This is a genomic window from Vibrio sp. 10N.222.55.C6 (assembly GCF_041473395.1).
In the GTDB taxonomy this organism is placed as follows: Bacteria; Pseudomonadota; Gammaproteobacteria; order Enterobacterales; family Vibrionaceae; genus Vibrio; species Vibrio crassostreae_C.
This window is the reverse complement of the sequence record NZ_JBFRSD010000007.1, coordinates 1-15,888: the sequence shown is the minus strand read 5'-3', so window position 1 is coordinate 15,888 and position 15,888 is coordinate 1. Positions and strand designations below refer to the sequence as shown.

The window sequence follows — 15,888 nt, the reverse complement described above, 5'->3', positions numbered from 1 at the left end:
ATAAAACAAAAGCTCGGCTTGGAAGAAAGCAAAACACAGGCCCAATAAACAAAAACGGTGACACTTGGTCACCGTTTTTCGTTCTTTCGCGTTAGCAAATAGAGCTGCTTATTTACCTAACGCTTCTTTGTAGTGCAGACGGCAAACAGAAACGTATTTGTCGTTACCGCCAATAGCCACTTGGTCGCCCTCAGCAATCGCCACACCGTGCTCGTCGGTACGAATTACCATGTTCGCTTTACGGCCACAGTGACAAATTGTTTTAAGCTCAACAAGTTTATCTGCCCAAGACAGTAAGTAACGGCTACCTTCAAACAGTTCACCCAGGAAATCGGTACGTAGGCCGTAACAAAGTACAGGGATGTGCAGCTTATCAACCACTTCTGTTAATTGGTACACCTGCTCCTTCGATAAAAATTGGCACTCATCGATCAAAACACAATGACGCTTTTCTTCCTCATTGAGCTTTTTGATCGCATCAAACATGTTGGTGTCATTTTTAAACAGCTGAGCTTCAGATTGCAGACCAATTCGTGAGCTCACTTTACCGATACCATAGCGATCGTCCAAAGCTGCCGTAAAGATCACTGGCGTCATGCCACGTTCTTGGTAGTTGAATGAAGATTGAAGAAGCGTTGTTGATTTACCCGCATTCATTGCCGAGTAATAAAAATACATCTGAGCCACAGAAATATTCCTGTTAATTAAAAGTTGAAGATAGAAAAGGTGAAAATAGAGAATTCGTGCTAGAAAAAAGGGCTGAAAATCAGCCCTTTTTATAAGATTTACTTACGACGCCAAGTCGTACCTTCTGGGCCATCTTCCAGAACAATACCCAACTCGTTTAGCTTATCACGTGCAAGGTCGGCATTTGCCCAATCCTTTGAAGCACGAGAGTCGTTACGCAGTTTGATCAACGCTTCGATTTCAGCCACTTCGTCGTCGTTACCTGCCGCATCACCTTGTAGGAAGGCTTCTGGCTCTTGGTGAAGAATACCGATGATGTCTGCTAGTTCACGCATCAATGCACCCAGTCCGCTTGCTTTTTCAATGCTTTCAGGCTTGATACGGTTGATTTCACGAGCCATTTCAAACAGTACTGAATAAGCTTCAGGTGTGTTGAAATCATCGTTCATCGCTGTAGAGAATCGAGTCACGTACTCTTCGCCACCGGCAGGAGCGGCTGTAAGGTCTAGGCCACGAAGTGACGTGTATAGACGCTCTAGTGATGCGCGAGCTTGGTTTAGGTTATCTTCGCTGTAGTTTAGCTGGCTACGGTAGTGACCAGACATTAGGAAGTAACGTACCGTTTCAGCATCGTAATGTGCTAGCACGTCACGGATAGTGAAGAAGTTACCCAGTGATTTAGACATCTTCTCTTTGTCTACCATCACCATACCACTGTGCATCCAAGTATTTACATACTGAGTGCCGTGCGCGCAGCAAGACTGTGCGATTTCGTTTTCGTGGTGAGGGAACTGCAGATCTGAACCACCACCGTGGATATCGAAGTGGTTACCAAGAATAGACGAGTTCATTGCTGAGCATTCGATGTGCCAACCTGGACGACCCGGGCCCCATGGCGATTCCCATGTAGGTTCACCTGGCTTAGACATCTTCCAAAGAACGAAGTCTAGTGGGCTGCGTTTTGCAGATTCAACATCAACGCGAGCACCCGCTTGAAGCTGATCAAGGTCTTGCTTTGAAAGCTTACCGTATTCGTCGAATTTCTTTACTTCAAACATCACGTCGCCGTTGCTTGCAACGTATGCGAAACCACGTTCAATCAGCTTTTCAACAAGCTCGATGATTTCAGTGATGTATTCTGTCGCACGAGGCTCAACATCTGGACGCTTCATGTTCAATGCATCAAAGTCAGCGTGCATCTCACCGATTAAACGCTCAGTCAGAGAGTCACAAGACTCACCGTTTTCGTTAGCGCGTTTGATGATTTTGTCATCGATATCTGTGATGTTACGAACGAAATTCAAATCGTAACCAAGGTAACGAAGGTAACGAGTTACTACGTCGAAAGAAACGAACGTACGACCATGACCAATATGACAGAGATCGTATATGGTTACCCCACAGACATACATGCCGACTTTGCCAGCTGTAATTGGTTTGAATTCCTCTTTCTGTCTTGTGAGCGTGTTATATATCTTCAGCATGATCTCTATCTATTTTATGGATTAATGAAAATAAGCTCGCAGTATAACAAGTCATACCTTAATAGGTAATCCCTAAAAGCAGGAATTATACCAATCACGGTAAGTAGATGGTCATAAATAGCGCAGAAAAAATGCTTGAGAACAAGGAAGCTCTTTTCGACAAAAAGTTTCGATAAGTAGTTATTCTACATTCAAAATTTCTAACGACGTTATCAAGTGTTTTAACAAGCTAGGATGGCCAGTTATTTACTACGATTGGTATTACCTCAAACATCCGAGTTAAGTTAATGATTTGGTGATTTGAAAGTCTGCCAACATGCGCTAGAATTCGAACTTCATATTAAAAAGACAGTAAGGTAACAATCATGATCATCCTTCACACAAATTTTGGTGATATCAAAGTTCAACTTAACGAAGAAAAAGCACCAGAAACAAGCGCAAACTTTCTACAGTATTGCCGTGACGGTTTCTACGACAACACACTATTCCACCGTGTTATCGATGGTTTCATGATTCAAGGCGGCGGCATGACTTCTGGCCTTAAAGAAAAGGCAACTCGTGCAACGATCAAGAACGAAGCAAACAACGGTCTAGCGAACAAAGTTGGTACGCTAGCAATGGCTCGTACTATGGAACCGCATTCAGCGAGCTCTCAGTTCTTCATCAACGTTAACGACAACTCTTTCCTAAACTTCCGTAGCGAAAGCCTAGACGGTTGGGGCTACTGTGTATTCGCAGAAGTTGTTGAAGGCATGGACATCGTAAACAAGATTAAAGGTGTTAGCACTGGTTCTATGGGTATGCACCAAGATGTACCTCTAGAAGAAGTGATCATCACTGGTACTACAATCGAAGCTTAATTCATCGCTTTCGGTTAGTATTGATGAGCCGATAAAATCAGGATATAGGGAGCGAATCGCTCCCTTTTTTTAGACCTATGAAAACATATTTTATATCAGATCTGCACCTTTCTCCGTCACGAGAAGACATCACAGACTGCTTCTTAACCTTTATGAAGAAAGAAGCCGTAGAAGCGGATGCACTTTACGTATTAGGTGACCTTTTCGAATTCTGGATTGGTGACGATGATAAGAGTGAATTCGCGACTTCTATCCGCCAAGCGTTTATCGACTTAGTGAAAACAGGCGTGCCTTGTTACTTTACTCAAGGGAACCGCGACTTCTTAGTCGGCAAAAAATTTGCTAAGCAAACGGGCGTACAACTTCTCGACGAAGTTTCTACGATCGATATCTACGGGCAAAAAGCGGTAGTATTGCATGGAGACACTCTATGTACTGAAGATGTAAAGTACCTCGCCTTTCGCGAAAAAGTGCATCAGCCATGGTTACAATGGGTCTTCAACCGAATTCCATTTTTCATCAAGAAGAAAATTGTTTCAAAGGTTCAATCAGATATCAAAGATGACAAGCAGACCAAGTCTCTCGACATCATGGATGTGACACAGCAAGAAGTCGAAGATGTGATGGAACGAAACAATGTCGATCTGATGATCCACGGCCATACTCACCGCCCAGACATCCATACATTTAATGCTAACAATTGCACTAAAACCCGTATCGTACTTGGCGATTGGTATACGCAAGGCTCAGTGCTGGTGTTCACGCCGCAAAGTTTTGAACTACAGAATCGAGCGTTTAGCAATAGCTTTTAACATAACGCTTAAACTTTCACTTTGATTATTATTGTCGGTCAGACTTTCTTAGAAAGTGTATGGTAATTTCTAGTGAATTAGCTATTATCTCTCTACCAGAAATAAACCGAACACAGTACCAAGTTGAAATATTCATACGTAGCGCGTCAACCAATACTCGACACAGGCAAGAAAACCATAGGTTACGAGTTGCTATTCAGGGATGGTCCTAAGAACACTTTCCCTGAAGTAGAGCCGGAGCTCGCTACTAGCCGTTTGCTTTCCGATCACTTCTTATCGACCCACTATAATACGTTGGGTGATAAGCTTGGGTTCGTGAACTTCCCATATGCAAGCCTAATCAACTTAGTCCCTACTCTGTTCCCCAAAGAAAGCCTCGTTGTTGAGGTTCTTGAAGACTGCGAACCAACAGACGAATTACTTGAAGCAATCAAAACCATCTTTGACGCGGGTTATACCATTGCGCTAGACGACTTTGTGCCAAGTAAAGCTTGGAAGCGCTTCTTACCCTACGTTTCAATTATCAAGTTCGATATCCGTTTGACGCCAATTGCCAAAGCAGCGATGTTTATGAACTCTCTCAAAGGGCTAGATATCAAGTTCCTTGCTGAGAAAGTAGAAACGTACGAAGAATACCAAGAAGCGAAAAAAGCAGGCTTCACCTACTTTCAAGGTTATTTCTTTAGCAAGCCAGAGATGATCCAAACGCGTGCGCTCAACCCGGCATTCCTGACGACCGTTCAGCTGTTAAAAGAGATTGCGCACGACCCTATCGACTTTGGTGAAGTAGAGCGTTTGATTACGCTCGATGTGACCATGTCGTATAAGCTACTTACCTACGTAAACTCCGCTGGCGGTTCACCAACAACGATTCGTTCATTCCGCCAAGCGCTTATTTACCTTGGTGAACAAAAGCTGCGTAAGTTCGTTTCACTTGTGGCGATCGCATCCGCGAAAGAAGACAAGCCGGACTCACTCTACGGTTTAGCGGTATTACGCGCGCGTCAATGTGAGCTCTTAGTCGAGAAGATGAATGTGAAGGTTGAGCCAGGACAAGCCTTTTTGACCGGTATGTTCTCGCTACTGGATTCACTGTTTGACCAACCGTTGAAGCAAGTACTGGACTCAGTGCCAATCGACGATGAGATTAAACAGGCCCTTATCCAACGTAAAGGCGTGTTAGGTGCGATTTTGGCCATGGTTATTGCTTATGAACAAGCCCGATGGGACGAAGCAACGCGCATTCGTAAACTTCTCAAGCTCAGTGAGGCTCAACTAGGCCAAGCTTACGATGAAGCAACGACTTGGGCACAAGAGCTATTGTCTCCAGCCTTGAAATAGTAAACTTCGCGCTAACACTTTGATAATTTCAATAACTTCAACAGAAACCAAACTTTGGTGAGCGATCGTTTCTTGGTAAACTCCCACGCATTCACTTATGGCCTCTTAATAGAGGCCATTTTTACAGGATCTGACTATGTCTTTATGCCCATGCGGTAGCAAAAATACTTACCAACAGTGCTGTGAATCAGCGCACCTTCACCACAGTGCTGTTGAAACGCCTGAACAGTTGATGCGCTCTCGTTATTCAGCGCACGTGTTGGGTTTAGTTGACTATGTTGTTGCGACTTACCACCCTAGCTGCAACGCAGAAGCGCAAAGAGAAGGCATTGCCGAATCTATCAACAGTGATTGGGCAGGACTAGAAGTCATCGATACTGCGGTAGGCTCGCACCAAGACGAAGGCTTTGTTGAGTTTAAAGCTTACTTCAATGAAGAAGGCGCACAATACTGCATGCAAGAACGCTCTCGCTTTATACGTGAAGACGGTCTTTGGTACTACATTGATGGTACCTTCCCAGAGCAGGAACAAACTACACAACCAGAAATTGACCCACGTTTAAATCAAACCGTTGAGAGCTTTAAAATCGGCCGTAATGATCCGTGTATTTGTGGCAGTGGTAAGAAATACAAGAAGTGCTGCGGGTAACTCGTTCGACTAAGAAGTCAGATTAAGAGAAGAGATTCCTGATGTCGCTTAGGCTCCTCGGAATGACGCAAAGTCAGAGGTTAGAAAAGTGACGTAGGGCTTAGAAATCTTGAAATCTTGAAATCTTGAAATCTTGAAAATTAAAAAACTAAAAAGCCCCGTAAACATGTTTGTTTGCGGGGCTTTTGTCTGTCTTTTACGCGGTTCTATTAATCTAAAGAGAGCTTACTTATGACGCTCTTTCAGCTTGTTTACCACATCATCCATCGATAAGCCTTGGTCTTGAAGAAGAACCATTAGGTGGTAAATCAAATCTGCTGATTCACACACTAACTCCGCCTTATCGCCCGACGTCGCCGCAAGCGCGACTTCAACGCCTTCTTCGCCCACTTTTTGCGAAATACGCTTGGTGCCACGGGCATATAGACTGGCAGTATAAGAAGATTCAGGATCGGCGTCCTTGCGGGCAGCCAATAGCTGCTCAAGCTGATGAAGCCACACCATCTGAGACTCTTCTTGCTTGTCTCCATCCCAACACGTTGTTGTACCTGTGTGGCACGTTGGACCAATGGGATTAACTTTAACCAGTAAGGTGTCGCTGTCACAGTCCAAGGCGATGTTTTGCAGTTGCAATACATTGCCCGACGTTTCACCTTTCGTCCAAAGACGCTCTTTTGTGCGAGAGAAAAACGTCACATTGCCAGTTTCACCCGTTTTCTCAAGTGCGGCTGGGTTCATGTATCCCATCATTAGCACTTGGCTTGACTGGTAATCTTGAACAATCGCTGGCACTAAGCCATCTACTTTTTCCCAGTTAATACGCTCTGACAATGCGCCTACTTCTGTTTTTGATAAGCTTACGGGTTCAAAACTCATAGTCGCACCTCTACATCTTGTTGTTTTAAATACTGTTTAAGTTCACCAATATTGATGACTTGTTTGTGGAATACCGAAGCCGCAAGTGCTCCATCCACGTTGGTCTTTTTATAAGCTTCAGCAAAGTGCTCCATTGCACCAGCGCCACCAGAGGCAATCAATGGCACATTACACACTTCACGCACCATGTTTAACTGATCGATATCATAGCCGTTACGAACGCCATCTTGGTTCATCATGTTTAACACAATCTCACCTGCGCCACGCTTCTGTACTTCCTGCACCCAATCTTTGGTTTCCCATTTGGTTGCTTTAGTACGCGCTTCATCGCCTGTAAATTGGTAAACCTGATATTTACCGGTTTCTTTGTCGAAGTATGAATCGATACCGACAACGATACACTGAACGCCAAACTTATCAGCAAGGTCAGTAATCAGCTGTGGATTAGCCAATGCCGGTGAGTTGATTGACACTTTATCCGCACCAAACTCAAGGATGCGCGCTGCATCTTCTGCTGATTTAATACCACCAGCGACACAGAAAGGGATATCGATCACTTCAGCTACGCGTTTCACCCAGCTTTTATCGACCACACGGCCATCACTTGATGCGGTGATGTCATAAAATACCAATTCATCGGCGCCCTCTTCTGCATAGCGTTGTGCTAGCGGAACGATGTCACCAATAATTTCGTGGTTACGGAACTGAACGCCCTTAACCACTTGTCCGTCACGGACATCCAAACAAGGGATTATGCGCTTTGCCAACATGCAAATGCCTCCTCTGCGGTAAACTTGCCATCAAGTAGCGCACGACCCACAATCACACCCGCAACACCGCTGCCTTTAAGCGCTTCGATATCAGCTAGGCTGCCAATGCCGCCCGATGATTGGAATTGCACTTGTGGGTACTGCTTACAAAGATCAACATAGAGCTCTACGTTTGATCCTTCTAGCGTGCCGTCACGTGAAATATCGGTACACAGCACGTGTTTAAGGCCAACCGTGAGGTAGTCTTCAATCAGCGCTTCAATAGTCACACCTGAATCTTCTTGCCAACCTGAAATCGCCACTTTACGTGTGCCGCTTTCATCAATGTTGATGTCTAGAGCCAGCACGATTTTTTCCGCGCCATACTTCTCCATCCAACCTTTCACCAACTCAGGTTGCTTAACGGCTGTAGAACCAACCACAACGCGCTGTGCGCCAGCTTCTAGCAGATCAACGACATCTTGTTCGTTACGCACGCCACCACCAATCTGGATGTTCGCAGGCGTGCTAGCAAGGAGCTTAGCAATCAAGTCTAACTGACGAGCCGTTGTGTCTTTTGCGCCCGTTAAGTCAACAAGGTGCAGCCAGCCAGCGCCAGCTTGGTGGTACAGATTAAACTGCTCTGCTGGGTCTACTTTGTATTCTGTTACTTGCCCGTAGTCTCCTTGGAATAAGCGAACTACTTGGCCTTCAATTAAATCTAACGCGGGAATAATCATTTACATTCCTTATATGGCAACGTTAGCCGCTGCCTAATCCTTATTACAATTCCAAGAAGTTCTGAATCAGCTTAGAGCCAGCTTTCGAAGATCGCTCTGGGTGGAACTGAACACCATAATAATTGCCACTTTGAACCGCCGCAGTGAACGGATTACCGTAATCACATTGTGCGATTGTGTAGTCGCCCACTGGCATTGCGAAGCTATGAACAAAGTAGAAGTATTCGCCTTCTTCAATGTCTTTAAATAGCGGGTGATTAGGCGTTGCTGTTACTGTGTTCCAACCCATGTGTGGTAATGGTAAGTCGCCCGTTTCAAGTAAACGAACTTCGCCATCACACAAACCTAGGCATTCAACTAACTCATCAGCCTTTTGACCTTTCTCTTGAGACAGTTTGCCTAACAGCTGCATACCTAAACAGATACCCAGCAGAGGCTTCTCAACTTGCTTGACAAGGGTAACAAGGTCACGCTCTTGCAGGTTCTTCATTGCCTCACTTGCTGTACCTACACCGGGTAGGAATAGCTTGTCGGCAGCAAGAACAACTTCTGGTTCTTTTGAAATTTCAACTGCGTAGCCCAGACGTTCAATCGCAAACTTCACCGATGAAACGTTGGCACAACCAGTATCAATAATAACGACTTTTTGCTCTTTCATACCGAACCCTTACAGAACGCCTTTGCTGCTTGGTAACTCGTTACCTTCAACTTTGATTGCTTGGCGAAGAGTACGGCCAAACGCTTTGAACAGGCTCTCAATGATGTGGTGATCATTATTGCCATCAGAAGAAAGGTGTAGCGTACAAGCCAATGTATCAGTTAGAGAACGGAAGAAGTGAACCACCATCTCGGTTGAAAGATCACCCACTTGCTCACGGCTGAACTTAGCATCGAACTTCAGGTATGGACGACCAGAAAGGTCTAACGCACACTGAGCCAAACACTCATCCATTGGTAGGCTGAAACCAAAACGGCCAATACCACGTTTGTCGCCTAGTGCATCTTTCAATGCTTGGCCTAAAGCCAGAGCGGTATCTTCGACTGTGTGGTGATCATCAATGTGCAGGTCGCCCTTCACAGTCAGGTTCATTTGGAAACCACCGTGTGTCGCGATTTGATCAAGCATGTGGTCGAAGAAACCCATGCCGGTATCGATCTTGTTGCCACCGGTTTCATCAAGGTTTACTGCAACCTTGATATCGGTTTCTTTAGTAGTACGAACTACTTCAGCAATACGCGCATTAACCGTCAGATCTTTAACGATTTGTGGCCAGTTAAGCGTGCCTTCAGTTTCCGCATCCGGGCCATATTGAATACCGCGGATAGCCATGTTCTCTGCCAGTTGAAGATCCGTCATTCGGTCGCCAATCACAACAGAGTGTTGGAAATCGACTTTACCGCCTTGTAGGTACTCTTTAACCATACCCAGTTTAGGCTTACGGCAAGAGCAGTTGTCTTCGTCAAAGTGAGGGCAAATAAGCACGTCGTCAAACTTAACGCCTTGAGATTCGAAGAACTCCATCATCATATTGTGTGGTGCATCGAAATCTTCTTGTGGGTAGCTATCGGTACCTAAACCATCTTGGTTAGTGACCATTACTAAGCGGTAACCAGCATCTTGCAAAGCAAGCAGGCTAGGAATTACTCGCGGTTCGAATTTTAGCTTGTCTAAACGGTCTACTTGAAAGTCAACTGGCGGCTCAACAATTAAGGTGCCGTCACGGTCTATAAAAAGTATTTTCTGTTGTTTACTCACTTGAACTTCCTTTTAATTTTAAATCTGGTGGCCTAGCTAAAATCAAACGCTAACCCAAAATATTGGTTTCACTTGCCAGCCCAATTAATCAACTCAAACTGGCAAATGTTATTACTGGTAAGCCTTTCATTACTGATAAAAGTTACGAATGAATCCAAGTGTCTTTTCGCACTCTTCGCGGTTACCAATACTAATACGAACACAGTCTTCAATAGGTGAATTACGCAAAATAATGCCCGTATCCCAAGCCGCTTTAAATAACTCATCGCCGTTCGGGAATTTCACCAGTAAGTAGTTACCCCAGCCATCAAAAACCGTCACTTGAGGCATACCTAATAGACCCGCCTGCAAATACGCTCGGTTAGCACTTAAATCTAGAACTTGGAACTTAGCTCGCGCTAGTCCTTGCTCTGAGAGAGCTTGAACGGCAATGTCAGCAACAGGGATTGGCACAGGATAAGGAGCGATCACTTTCAACAGTACATCGATAAGCTCTTTATTCGCTAGCGTAAAGCCACAACGTAAGCCCGCCAAAGCAAAGGCCTTCGACAAGGTGCGCAGAATCGCTAGGTTTGGATATTGCTCAAGCAAATCAACGGTTGACGCTTCTGGACAAAAATCGATATACGCTTCATCCATCACCACAATCGCTTTGTCTTGTGTCATTTCAAGCAGCTTGATGATGTCTTTACGATCAACTAAATTACCGGTTGGGTTATTTGGGCTACAAACAAACACCACTTTTACGTTGTCGAGCTGAGCTTCGATAGCTGGAAGATCCAATTGCCATTCAGAAGTAAGAGGCACAACTTTACGCTCAACACCAATCGTCTCTGCACTGATTGCGTACATACCGTAAGTAGGCGGGCAGTAAAGAATAGCGTCTTCGTTCGGCTCACAGAAAGCACGAATCAATAACTCAATGCCTTCGTCAGCACCACGCGTTGTCAGAGTTTGCTCTGATTTCACGCCTGCGTATTGAGCGTAAGCATCAATCAGCTCTTTTGGCTGACATTCGCTGTAACGGTTAAGACGAGACAAGTTCAGGTTGTACTCGTTATCAAACGGAGATTCGTTGGCGTTTAGCCATACATCACCAGTACCGCCTATGCGTCTTGCAGACAAGTAAGGTGTTAGAGCCTGAACTTGTTTTCTTGCTAACTTTTCCATGCCCTACCCTTATTTCGCTTTATTTAACTTTTCAACTCGGATAGTCACAGCGCGTTTGTGTGCATCCAAACCTTCGGCTTCCGCCATTGTTACTACTGTTGGCGCTAGGCCTTTCAACCCATCGGCTGTTAGCTCCTGCACCGTCATTCGCTTAGAGAAATCAGCCAAACCTAGGCTTGAATACGTCTTGGTATAACCGTAAGTCGGAAGAACGTGGTTTGTGCCGGATGCGTAGTCACCTGCAGATTCTGGAGACCAGTCACCAAGGAAAATTGAGCCTGCATTATCTAGCAATGGCAGCAATTCACGTGGGTTCTTGGTTTGAACGATCAAGTGCTCAGGACCGTAGAAATTCGAAATCGCAATCGCTTGAGTGATCGATTCAGCAATGATGATTAAGCTTGAAGCCAATGCTTGCTGAGCGATGTTCGCACGAGACAGTTCTTTCAGTTGCTTTTGAACCGCTTCTGTTACTTGGTCTGCAACCACTGGAGATGGAGTTACCAATACTACTTGAGAGTCAGGCCCGTGTTCCGCTTGGCTCAACAAATCCGCTGCAATGAAGTCTGCATCAGCCGTTTCATCAGCAATCACTAACACTTCAGATGGGCCAGCTGGCATATCAATAGCTGCTCCGCGGAAGTCATTACTCACTTGGCGCTTTGCTTCCGTAACGTAGGCATTACCTGGGCCGAAGATCTTATCGACTTTAGCCACACTCTCGGTACCGTAAGCCATTGCTGCAACCGCTTGACCACCACCAACGTTGTAAACTTCGTCGATCTTACAAAGCTTAGCGACATACAAGATTTCATCAGCGATTGGCGGAGGTGAACAAAGCACAACCTTACGACAACCTGCGATTTGAGCAGGAACACCTAACATAAGAACCGTTGACGGTAGTGGCGCACTGCCACCGGGAATATAAAGGCCAACAGTATTAATCGCGCGCGTCACTTGCTCACACACAACACCAGGCTGTGTCTCAACCTTAATTGGCTGCGGCTTTTGAGCTTCGTGAAACTTAGCAATGTTGCTATAAGCTTGCTCTAACGCTTGCTTCATCTCTGGTGTTAGACGAGCACACGCCTCTTCAATCTCACCCGAACTGACTCGGATAGATTCTGGAGTTACACCATCAAACTTTGCAGTCAGCTTTTTAAGCGCGGCATCGCCTTCATTTCGTACTTTTGCAATAACATCAGAAACAGTCGCTGTGATGTTTGCACCTTCAGTAATAGCTGGACGCTCTAATACCGAGTCTTGCTGTGATTCACTTAAAGATTGCCAAACAACGGTTCTCATCGTCACTACCCCATCATTTTTTCGATTGGTAATACTAGAATCGAGCTTGCACCCAACTCTTTCAGCTGTTCCATTGTTTCCCAGAACAAGTTCTCTGTACTTACTAGGTGCACGGCAACTTTGTCTTTGTCTGTAGATAGAGGAAGAACCGTTGGATCTTCAGCACCAGGCAGTAGTGCTTTGATTTGCTCTAGTTGAGAGGTTGGCGCGTGAAGCATGATGTACTTCGACTCTTTCGCTTGTTGAACCCCCTGCATACGAGTCAGTAGTTTTTCAATCAGTGCGGTCTTGTCTGCGTCGAAGTCGCCAACACGTTGAATCAGTGTTGCTTTCGATTGGAAGATAGCTTCTGCTTCTTTTAGGCCGTTCGCTTCAAGCGTTGCACCTGTAGAAACTAAATCAGCGATAGCGTCTGCAAGGCCAGCGCGAGGCGCGACTTCAACCGAACCTGTTAGCATACAAGTGCTGAACTCAACACCCTGCTCGTCCATGTAGGCTTTAAGTAGTTGTGGGTAGGTTGTCGCAATACGTTTGCCCGCTAAGTCTTGTGGGCCGTTGTATTCTTCGTCTTTATTAATAGCGATTGAAAGGCGGCAACCACCGAAGTCTAAACGACGTAGTGTGCGGAACTCTGAAGGCTCTTTAAGAGCAACACGATCTAGACGAACTTCTTCTAGTTCATTTTCACCGATGAAACCAAGGTCAACTACACCATCCATGATAAGACCTGGGATGTCGTCATCACGAACGAGTAACAAGTCGATTGGCATATTTAGTGAGTGAACCACTAGGCGCTCACCCATGATATTAAATTTAACACCACATTTTTTAAGTAGGTCTTGGCACTCTTTACTTAAGCGACCTTTCTTTTGAATTGCGATTCTTAGGCGTTGTGTCTGCATTGCTGTATCCCTGTGCAAATATTTGAATTTATTGATTATTTAAAAGCGCTAAAACTAAAAAACCCTCGGGGACTTTGTCATCCCGAGGGTTTAAATCTAAATTCTTTTGACTTAACCTCCGGGAGTAATCTTGCTCCCGGGTATACGTAAATCTCCCCGAAAGACTAGATAGGGTGATGATGGTGATGAATGTTCATTACTAATTTACGCATACTTATCAGCTCTTAGGTTGTTTGCTGTCTTGTCTCCACACTAACTAAGCTGACATCCTTTTTCAACCATTTATTCGAACTTTTTTCACGAAACTTAAAATTAAATTAACAGGCACAAAAAAGGGAGGCAAACGCCTCCCTGATAGTTTACTGATTAACTTTCAATTTTAGCTTTTGCACGTCGCCATTTTGCAGCGAGAGAAGTAAGCCAATGCAAAACATACAGCAACAAACGTTAGAGACGCTGCGCCAAATGCGATGCCAATTGAAGATGTCATACCTAGAGTGATGAAACCAATGCACGATACGAACGCTACAGACAACGCGTATGGAAGCTGAGTCGAGACGTGGTCGATGTGGTTACAACGAGCACCAGTAGAAGACAGAATCGTCGTATCTGAGATTGGAGAACAGTGGTCACCAAATACTGCACCCGCTAGAACCGCACTTAGCATTGGAAGAATCAGTGCGATATCCGATGCTGCAGCCATGTCACCTGCGATAGGTAGCATGATACCGAACGTACCCCATGAAGTACCTGTAGAGAACGCCATAACGCCCGCTAGAAGGAACAAGATAACTGGTAGCCAGTGGTAATCGATGCTGCCCGTTACTAGAGATGATAGGTACGAACCTGTTTTCATGTCGCCGATTACAGAACCGATAGTCCATGCGAATACAAGGATTAGGATTGCGCCAAACATAGAGCTTGCACCAATCCACATTGTTCTTGCGATATCGGCCATAGATAGCTTTTGCTTGAATACTGTCGCTAGTGCTACTAGTAAGCCGATAACACCACCGTAAACAAGAGATTTACCAACATCTGTATTTTCGAATGCACCAAGTAGGTTAAACGCTTGACCATCAGCAGCTAACGCTTGACCGCCTGTGTAAAGCATCGCAGCCACTGTCGCTACAATTAGCGATACGATTGGCATAACAAGATCAGAAACTGAACCGTTTTCGCTCTCTTCGATATCTAACTCTTCGTTTAGATCGTGAGCTTGCTTTTGATCGTTGTCACCTTCAAAGCCACGGCCTTGAGATGCTTCGATCTCATGCTCACGCATCTTACCAACGTCTAGACCGAACCATGCTACTGCGAACACCATTAGTAGTGCGAATACAGCGTAGAAGTTCATTGGGATAAGACGAACGTAAGCACCCAGTGCAGAATACTCTGTCACACCGTGTGTCACTAAGATGCCACCAATAATAGTAATGATGTAAGCACCCCAACTAGAAGCTGGCATGATCACACACATAGGAGCCGCAGTAGAATCAAGAATATAAGCTAGCTTAGCGCGAGATACGTAGAAACGGTCTGTAACAGGACGAGAGATTGCACCCACTGCCAAGCTGTTGAAGTAATCATCAACAAAGATGAATACACCTAAAAATGCAGCAAGCAGTTTTGAACCACGCTTGCTCTTAACTCGAGACTGAGCCCACTCAGCGAATGCACGAGTACCACCAGAAAGCGTTAATAGCGCTGTTGTCATTCCAAGAATAATTAGGAAAGCAATTATGCTCATGTTCCAAGTATTGATACCACCATCTTCGATGAAAACACCAGATGCTTTAGTAAATACGTAGCTAGCGGCATTACCTACTGAATAGTCAGCCAGTAAGATGGCACCCATAACGATACCGACACCCAAAGAAACCAATACACGGCGGGTAACAATAGCAAGGCTCAAAGCCACAAGGGGCGGAAGCAAAGATAAAGGTGATGTTGCAAAATCTATTAAATTCATGATCTTCAAAAACCAGTTTTTTATTTGGCTAGAGATCTACTGCAGACAAACTTGATACGGCTGACCAAGCTCATGTTGAACTAAGCGAAAGGGAAGTGAACACTTCACCCAACCCTACAGTAGCGCTCCATAGTTTAAAATTAAGACTATGGCAGTGTTGTACCTATTGAGCACAACCCCAGCAAATTGCTTAGATATACAATTTACTTCGGCAATTACACCTTTCATTCCCGTTCATTGGCATCACCCCAACGGAAGTTACTTTTTATAATTGCACCTCTACGTGCGATAACATTATTAACCGTGTAAACCAGAGTTTAACAACAAATTAACCAACACCTCGCATCAGGTAGCCGCAATTGTACTCATCAAGAGCAACAATGCAACATATCATTCCGAGAAAAATAGCTTTTTGTTAATGAACTAATCAATAGAAGAATAGTCTACATAAGTTGACTACTCCACCTGTCACATATCATTTTTTAAGATATTCTTAATAATTATTATAAATTCAATAGAAATACTGCTCTGAATTTTCAACTATTCATCTCACTTTTATATTTAAATATGTAATAGAAGAAATAC

The 15,888-nt window shown here is 44.7% G+C and carries 15 protein-coding genes, 1 riboswitch and 1 other annotated feature; of the genes, 4 read left to right on the top strand and 11 right to left on the bottom strand.

Annotation, left to right across the window (positions count from 1 at the left end):
* Positions 1-108: 108 nt before the first annotated feature.
* Positions 109-687, bottom strand: coding sequence for a thymidine kinase (locus AB4486_RS07690; RefSeq protein ID WP_017060277.1), 579 nt, complete (start codon positions 685-687; stop codon positions 109-111).
* A gap of 98 nt (positions 688-785) precedes the next feature.
* Positions 786-2,171, bottom strand: a complete 1,386-nt coding sequence (gene cysS, locus AB4486_RS07685; RefSeq protein ID WP_017060276.1) for a cysteine--tRNA ligase — start codon at positions 2,169-2,171, stop codon at positions 786-788.
* A 365-nt stretch (positions 2,172-2,536) separates the two neighbouring features.
* Here cysS and AB4486_RS07680 point away from each other — a divergent pair, with 365 nt between their 5' ends.
* The 4 genes from AB4486_RS07680 to AB4486_RS07665 all read left to right on the top strand — a co-directional run bounded on the left by AB4486_RS07680 (position 2,537) and on the right by AB4486_RS07665 (position 5,833).
* A complete protein-coding gene (locus tag AB4486_RS07680; RefSeq protein WP_017060275.1) occupies positions 2,537-3,031 on the top strand; it encodes a peptidylprolyl isomerase in 495 nt (164 codons plus the stop codon).
* A gap of 77 nt (positions 3,032-3,108) precedes the next feature.
* Positions 3,109-3,843, top strand: coding sequence for a UDP-2,3-diacylglucosamine diphosphatase (gene lpxH / locus AB4486_RS07675; RefSeq protein WP_017060274.1), 735 nt, complete (start codon positions 3,109-3,111; stop codon positions 3,841-3,843).
* Positions 3,844-3,966: 123 nt separating this feature from the next.
* Entirely contained in the window at positions 3,967-5,184 is a 1,218-nt protein-coding gene (locus AB4486_RS07670) for an EAL and HDOD domain-containing protein (RefSeq protein ID WP_029235300.1), read from the top strand.
* A 136-nt stretch (positions 5,185-5,320) separates the two neighbouring features.
* The gene (locus tag AB4486_RS07665) at positions 5,321-5,833 is read left to right on the top strand and encodes a YchJ family protein (protein ID WP_017060272.1); all 513 of its coding nucleotides are present in this window, start codon (positions 5,321-5,323) and stop codon (positions 5,831-5,833) included.
* A gap of 225 nt (positions 5,834-6,058) precedes the next feature.
* Here the strand turns inward: AB4486_RS07665 and hisIE are convergent, their stop codons facing one another.
* The 9 genes from hisIE to AB4486_RS07620 all read right to left on the bottom strand — a co-directional run bounded on the left by hisIE (position 6,059) and on the right by AB4486_RS07620 (position 15,303).
* Positions 6,059-6,709 carry a bifunctional phosphoribosyl-AMP cyclohydrolase/phosphoribosyl-ATP diphosphatase HisIE gene (hisIE, locus tag AB4486_RS07660; protein WP_017060271.1) on the bottom strand — a complete coding sequence of 217 codons (651 nt, stop codon included), beginning with the start codon at positions 6,707-6,709 and terminating at the stop codon, positions 6,059-6,061.
* Positions 6,706-7,479 carry an imidazole glycerol phosphate synthase subunit HisF gene (hisF, locus tag AB4486_RS07655; RefSeq protein WP_017060270.1) on the bottom strand — a complete coding sequence of 258 codons (774 nt, stop codon included), beginning with the start codon at positions 7,477-7,479 and terminating at the stop codon, positions 6,706-6,708. Before hisF ends, hisIE begins: the two co-directional genes overlap by 4 nt.
* Complete coding sequence (gene hisA / locus AB4486_RS07650) at positions 7,461-8,198, bottom strand: 1-(5-phosphoribosyl)-5-[(5-phosphoribosylamino)methylideneamino]imidazole-4-carboxamide isomerase (RefSeq protein WP_136981599.1); 738 nt, start codon at positions 8,196-8,198, stop codon at positions 7,461-7,463. The genes hisF and hisA overlap by 19 nt, the downstream gene beginning before the upstream one ends.
* Positions 8,199-8,241: 43 nt before the next feature.
* The gene (hisH, locus tag AB4486_RS07645; protein ID WP_017060268.1) at positions 8,242-8,856 is read right to left on the bottom strand and encodes an imidazole glycerol phosphate synthase subunit HisH; all 615 of its coding nucleotides are present in this window, start codon (positions 8,854-8,856) and stop codon (positions 8,242-8,244) included.
* 9 nt (positions 8,857-8,865) lie between these two features.
* Positions 8,866-9,954 carry a bifunctional histidinol-phosphatase/imidazoleglycerol-phosphate dehydratase HisB gene (gene hisB / locus AB4486_RS07640; protein ID WP_017060267.1) on the bottom strand — a complete coding sequence of 363 codons (1,089 nt, stop codon included), beginning with the start codon at positions 9,952-9,954 and terminating at the stop codon, positions 8,866-8,868.
* 129 nt (positions 9,955-10,083) lie between these two features.
* Complete coding sequence (gene hisC / locus AB4486_RS07635; RefSeq protein WP_017060266.1) at positions 10,084-11,124, bottom strand: histidinol-phosphate transaminase; 1,041 nt, start codon at positions 11,122-11,124, stop codon at positions 10,084-10,086.
* 9 nt (positions 11,125-11,133) lie between these two features.
* Positions 11,134-12,435 (bottom strand): histidinol dehydrogenase, encoded by a 1,302-nt coding sequence (hisD, locus tag AB4486_RS07630; RefSeq protein WP_017065318.1) that lies wholly within the window; start codon positions 12,433-12,435, stop codon positions 11,134-11,136.
* Entirely contained in the window at positions 12,435-13,331 is an 897-nt protein-coding gene (gene hisG, locus AB4486_RS07625) for an ATP phosphoribosyltransferase (RefSeq protein WP_017060264.1), read from the bottom strand. Before hisG ends, hisD begins: the two co-directional genes overlap by 1 nt.
* Positions 13,332-13,384: 53 nt before the next feature.
* Positions 13,385-13,520, bottom strand: a sequence feature (His leader region).
* Between the two features lie 190 nt (positions 13,521-13,710).
* Positions 13,711-15,303: a Na+/H+ antiporter NhaC family protein gene (locus tag AB4486_RS07620; protein ID WP_372116904.1), complete on the bottom strand. Its 1,593-nt coding sequence runs from the start codon at positions 15,301-15,303 to the stop codon at positions 13,711-13,713.
* 112 nt (positions 15,304-15,415) lie between these two features.
* A riboswitch (Lysine riboswitch) is annotated at positions 15,416-15,593 on the bottom strand.
* Positions 15,594-15,888: the final 295 nt, after the last annotated feature.

Bases quoted from the DNA above. Each gene is read 5' to 3' on its own strand.
- cysS (WP_017060276.1), bottom strand. From the start codon at position 2,171: ATGCTGAAGATATATAACACGCTCACAAGACAGAAAGAGGAATTCAAA.
- AB4486_RS07680 (WP_017060275.1), top strand. From the start codon at position 2,537: ATGATCATCCTTCACACAAATTTTGGTGATATCAAAGTTCAACTTAAC.
- lpxH (WP_017060274.1), top strand. From the start codon at position 3,109: ATGAAAACATATTTTATATCAGATCTGCACCTTTCTCCGTCACGAGAA.
- AB4486_RS07665 (WP_017060272.1), top strand. From the start codon at position 5,321: ATGTCTTTATGCCCATGCGGTAGCAAAAATACTTACCAACAGTGCTGT.
- hisIE (WP_017060271.1), bottom strand. From the start codon at position 6,709: ATGAGTTTTGAACCCGTAAGCTTATCAAAAACAGAAGTAGGCGCATTG.
- hisF (WP_017060270.1), bottom strand. From the start codon at position 7,479: ATGTTGGCAAAGCGCATAATCCCTTGTTTGGATGTCCGTGACGGACAA.
- hisA (WP_136981599.1), bottom strand. From the start codon at position 8,198: ATGATTATTCCCGCGTTAGATTTAATTGAAGGCCAAGTAGTTCGCTTA.
- hisH (WP_017060268.1), bottom strand. From the start codon at position 8,856: ATGAAAGAGCAAAAAGTCGTTATTATTGATACTGGTTGTGCCAACGTT.
- hisC (WP_017060266.1), bottom strand. From the start codon at position 11,124: ATGGAAAAGTTAGCAAGAAAACAAGTTCAGGCTCTAACACCTTACTTG.
- hisG (WP_017060264.1), bottom strand. From the start codon at position 13,331: ATGCAGACACAACGCCTAAGAATCGCAATTCAAAAGAAAGGTCGCTTA.
- AB4486_RS07620 (WP_372116904.1), bottom strand. From the start codon at position 15,303: ATGAATTTAATAGATTTTGCAACATCACCTTTATCTTTGCTTCCGCCC.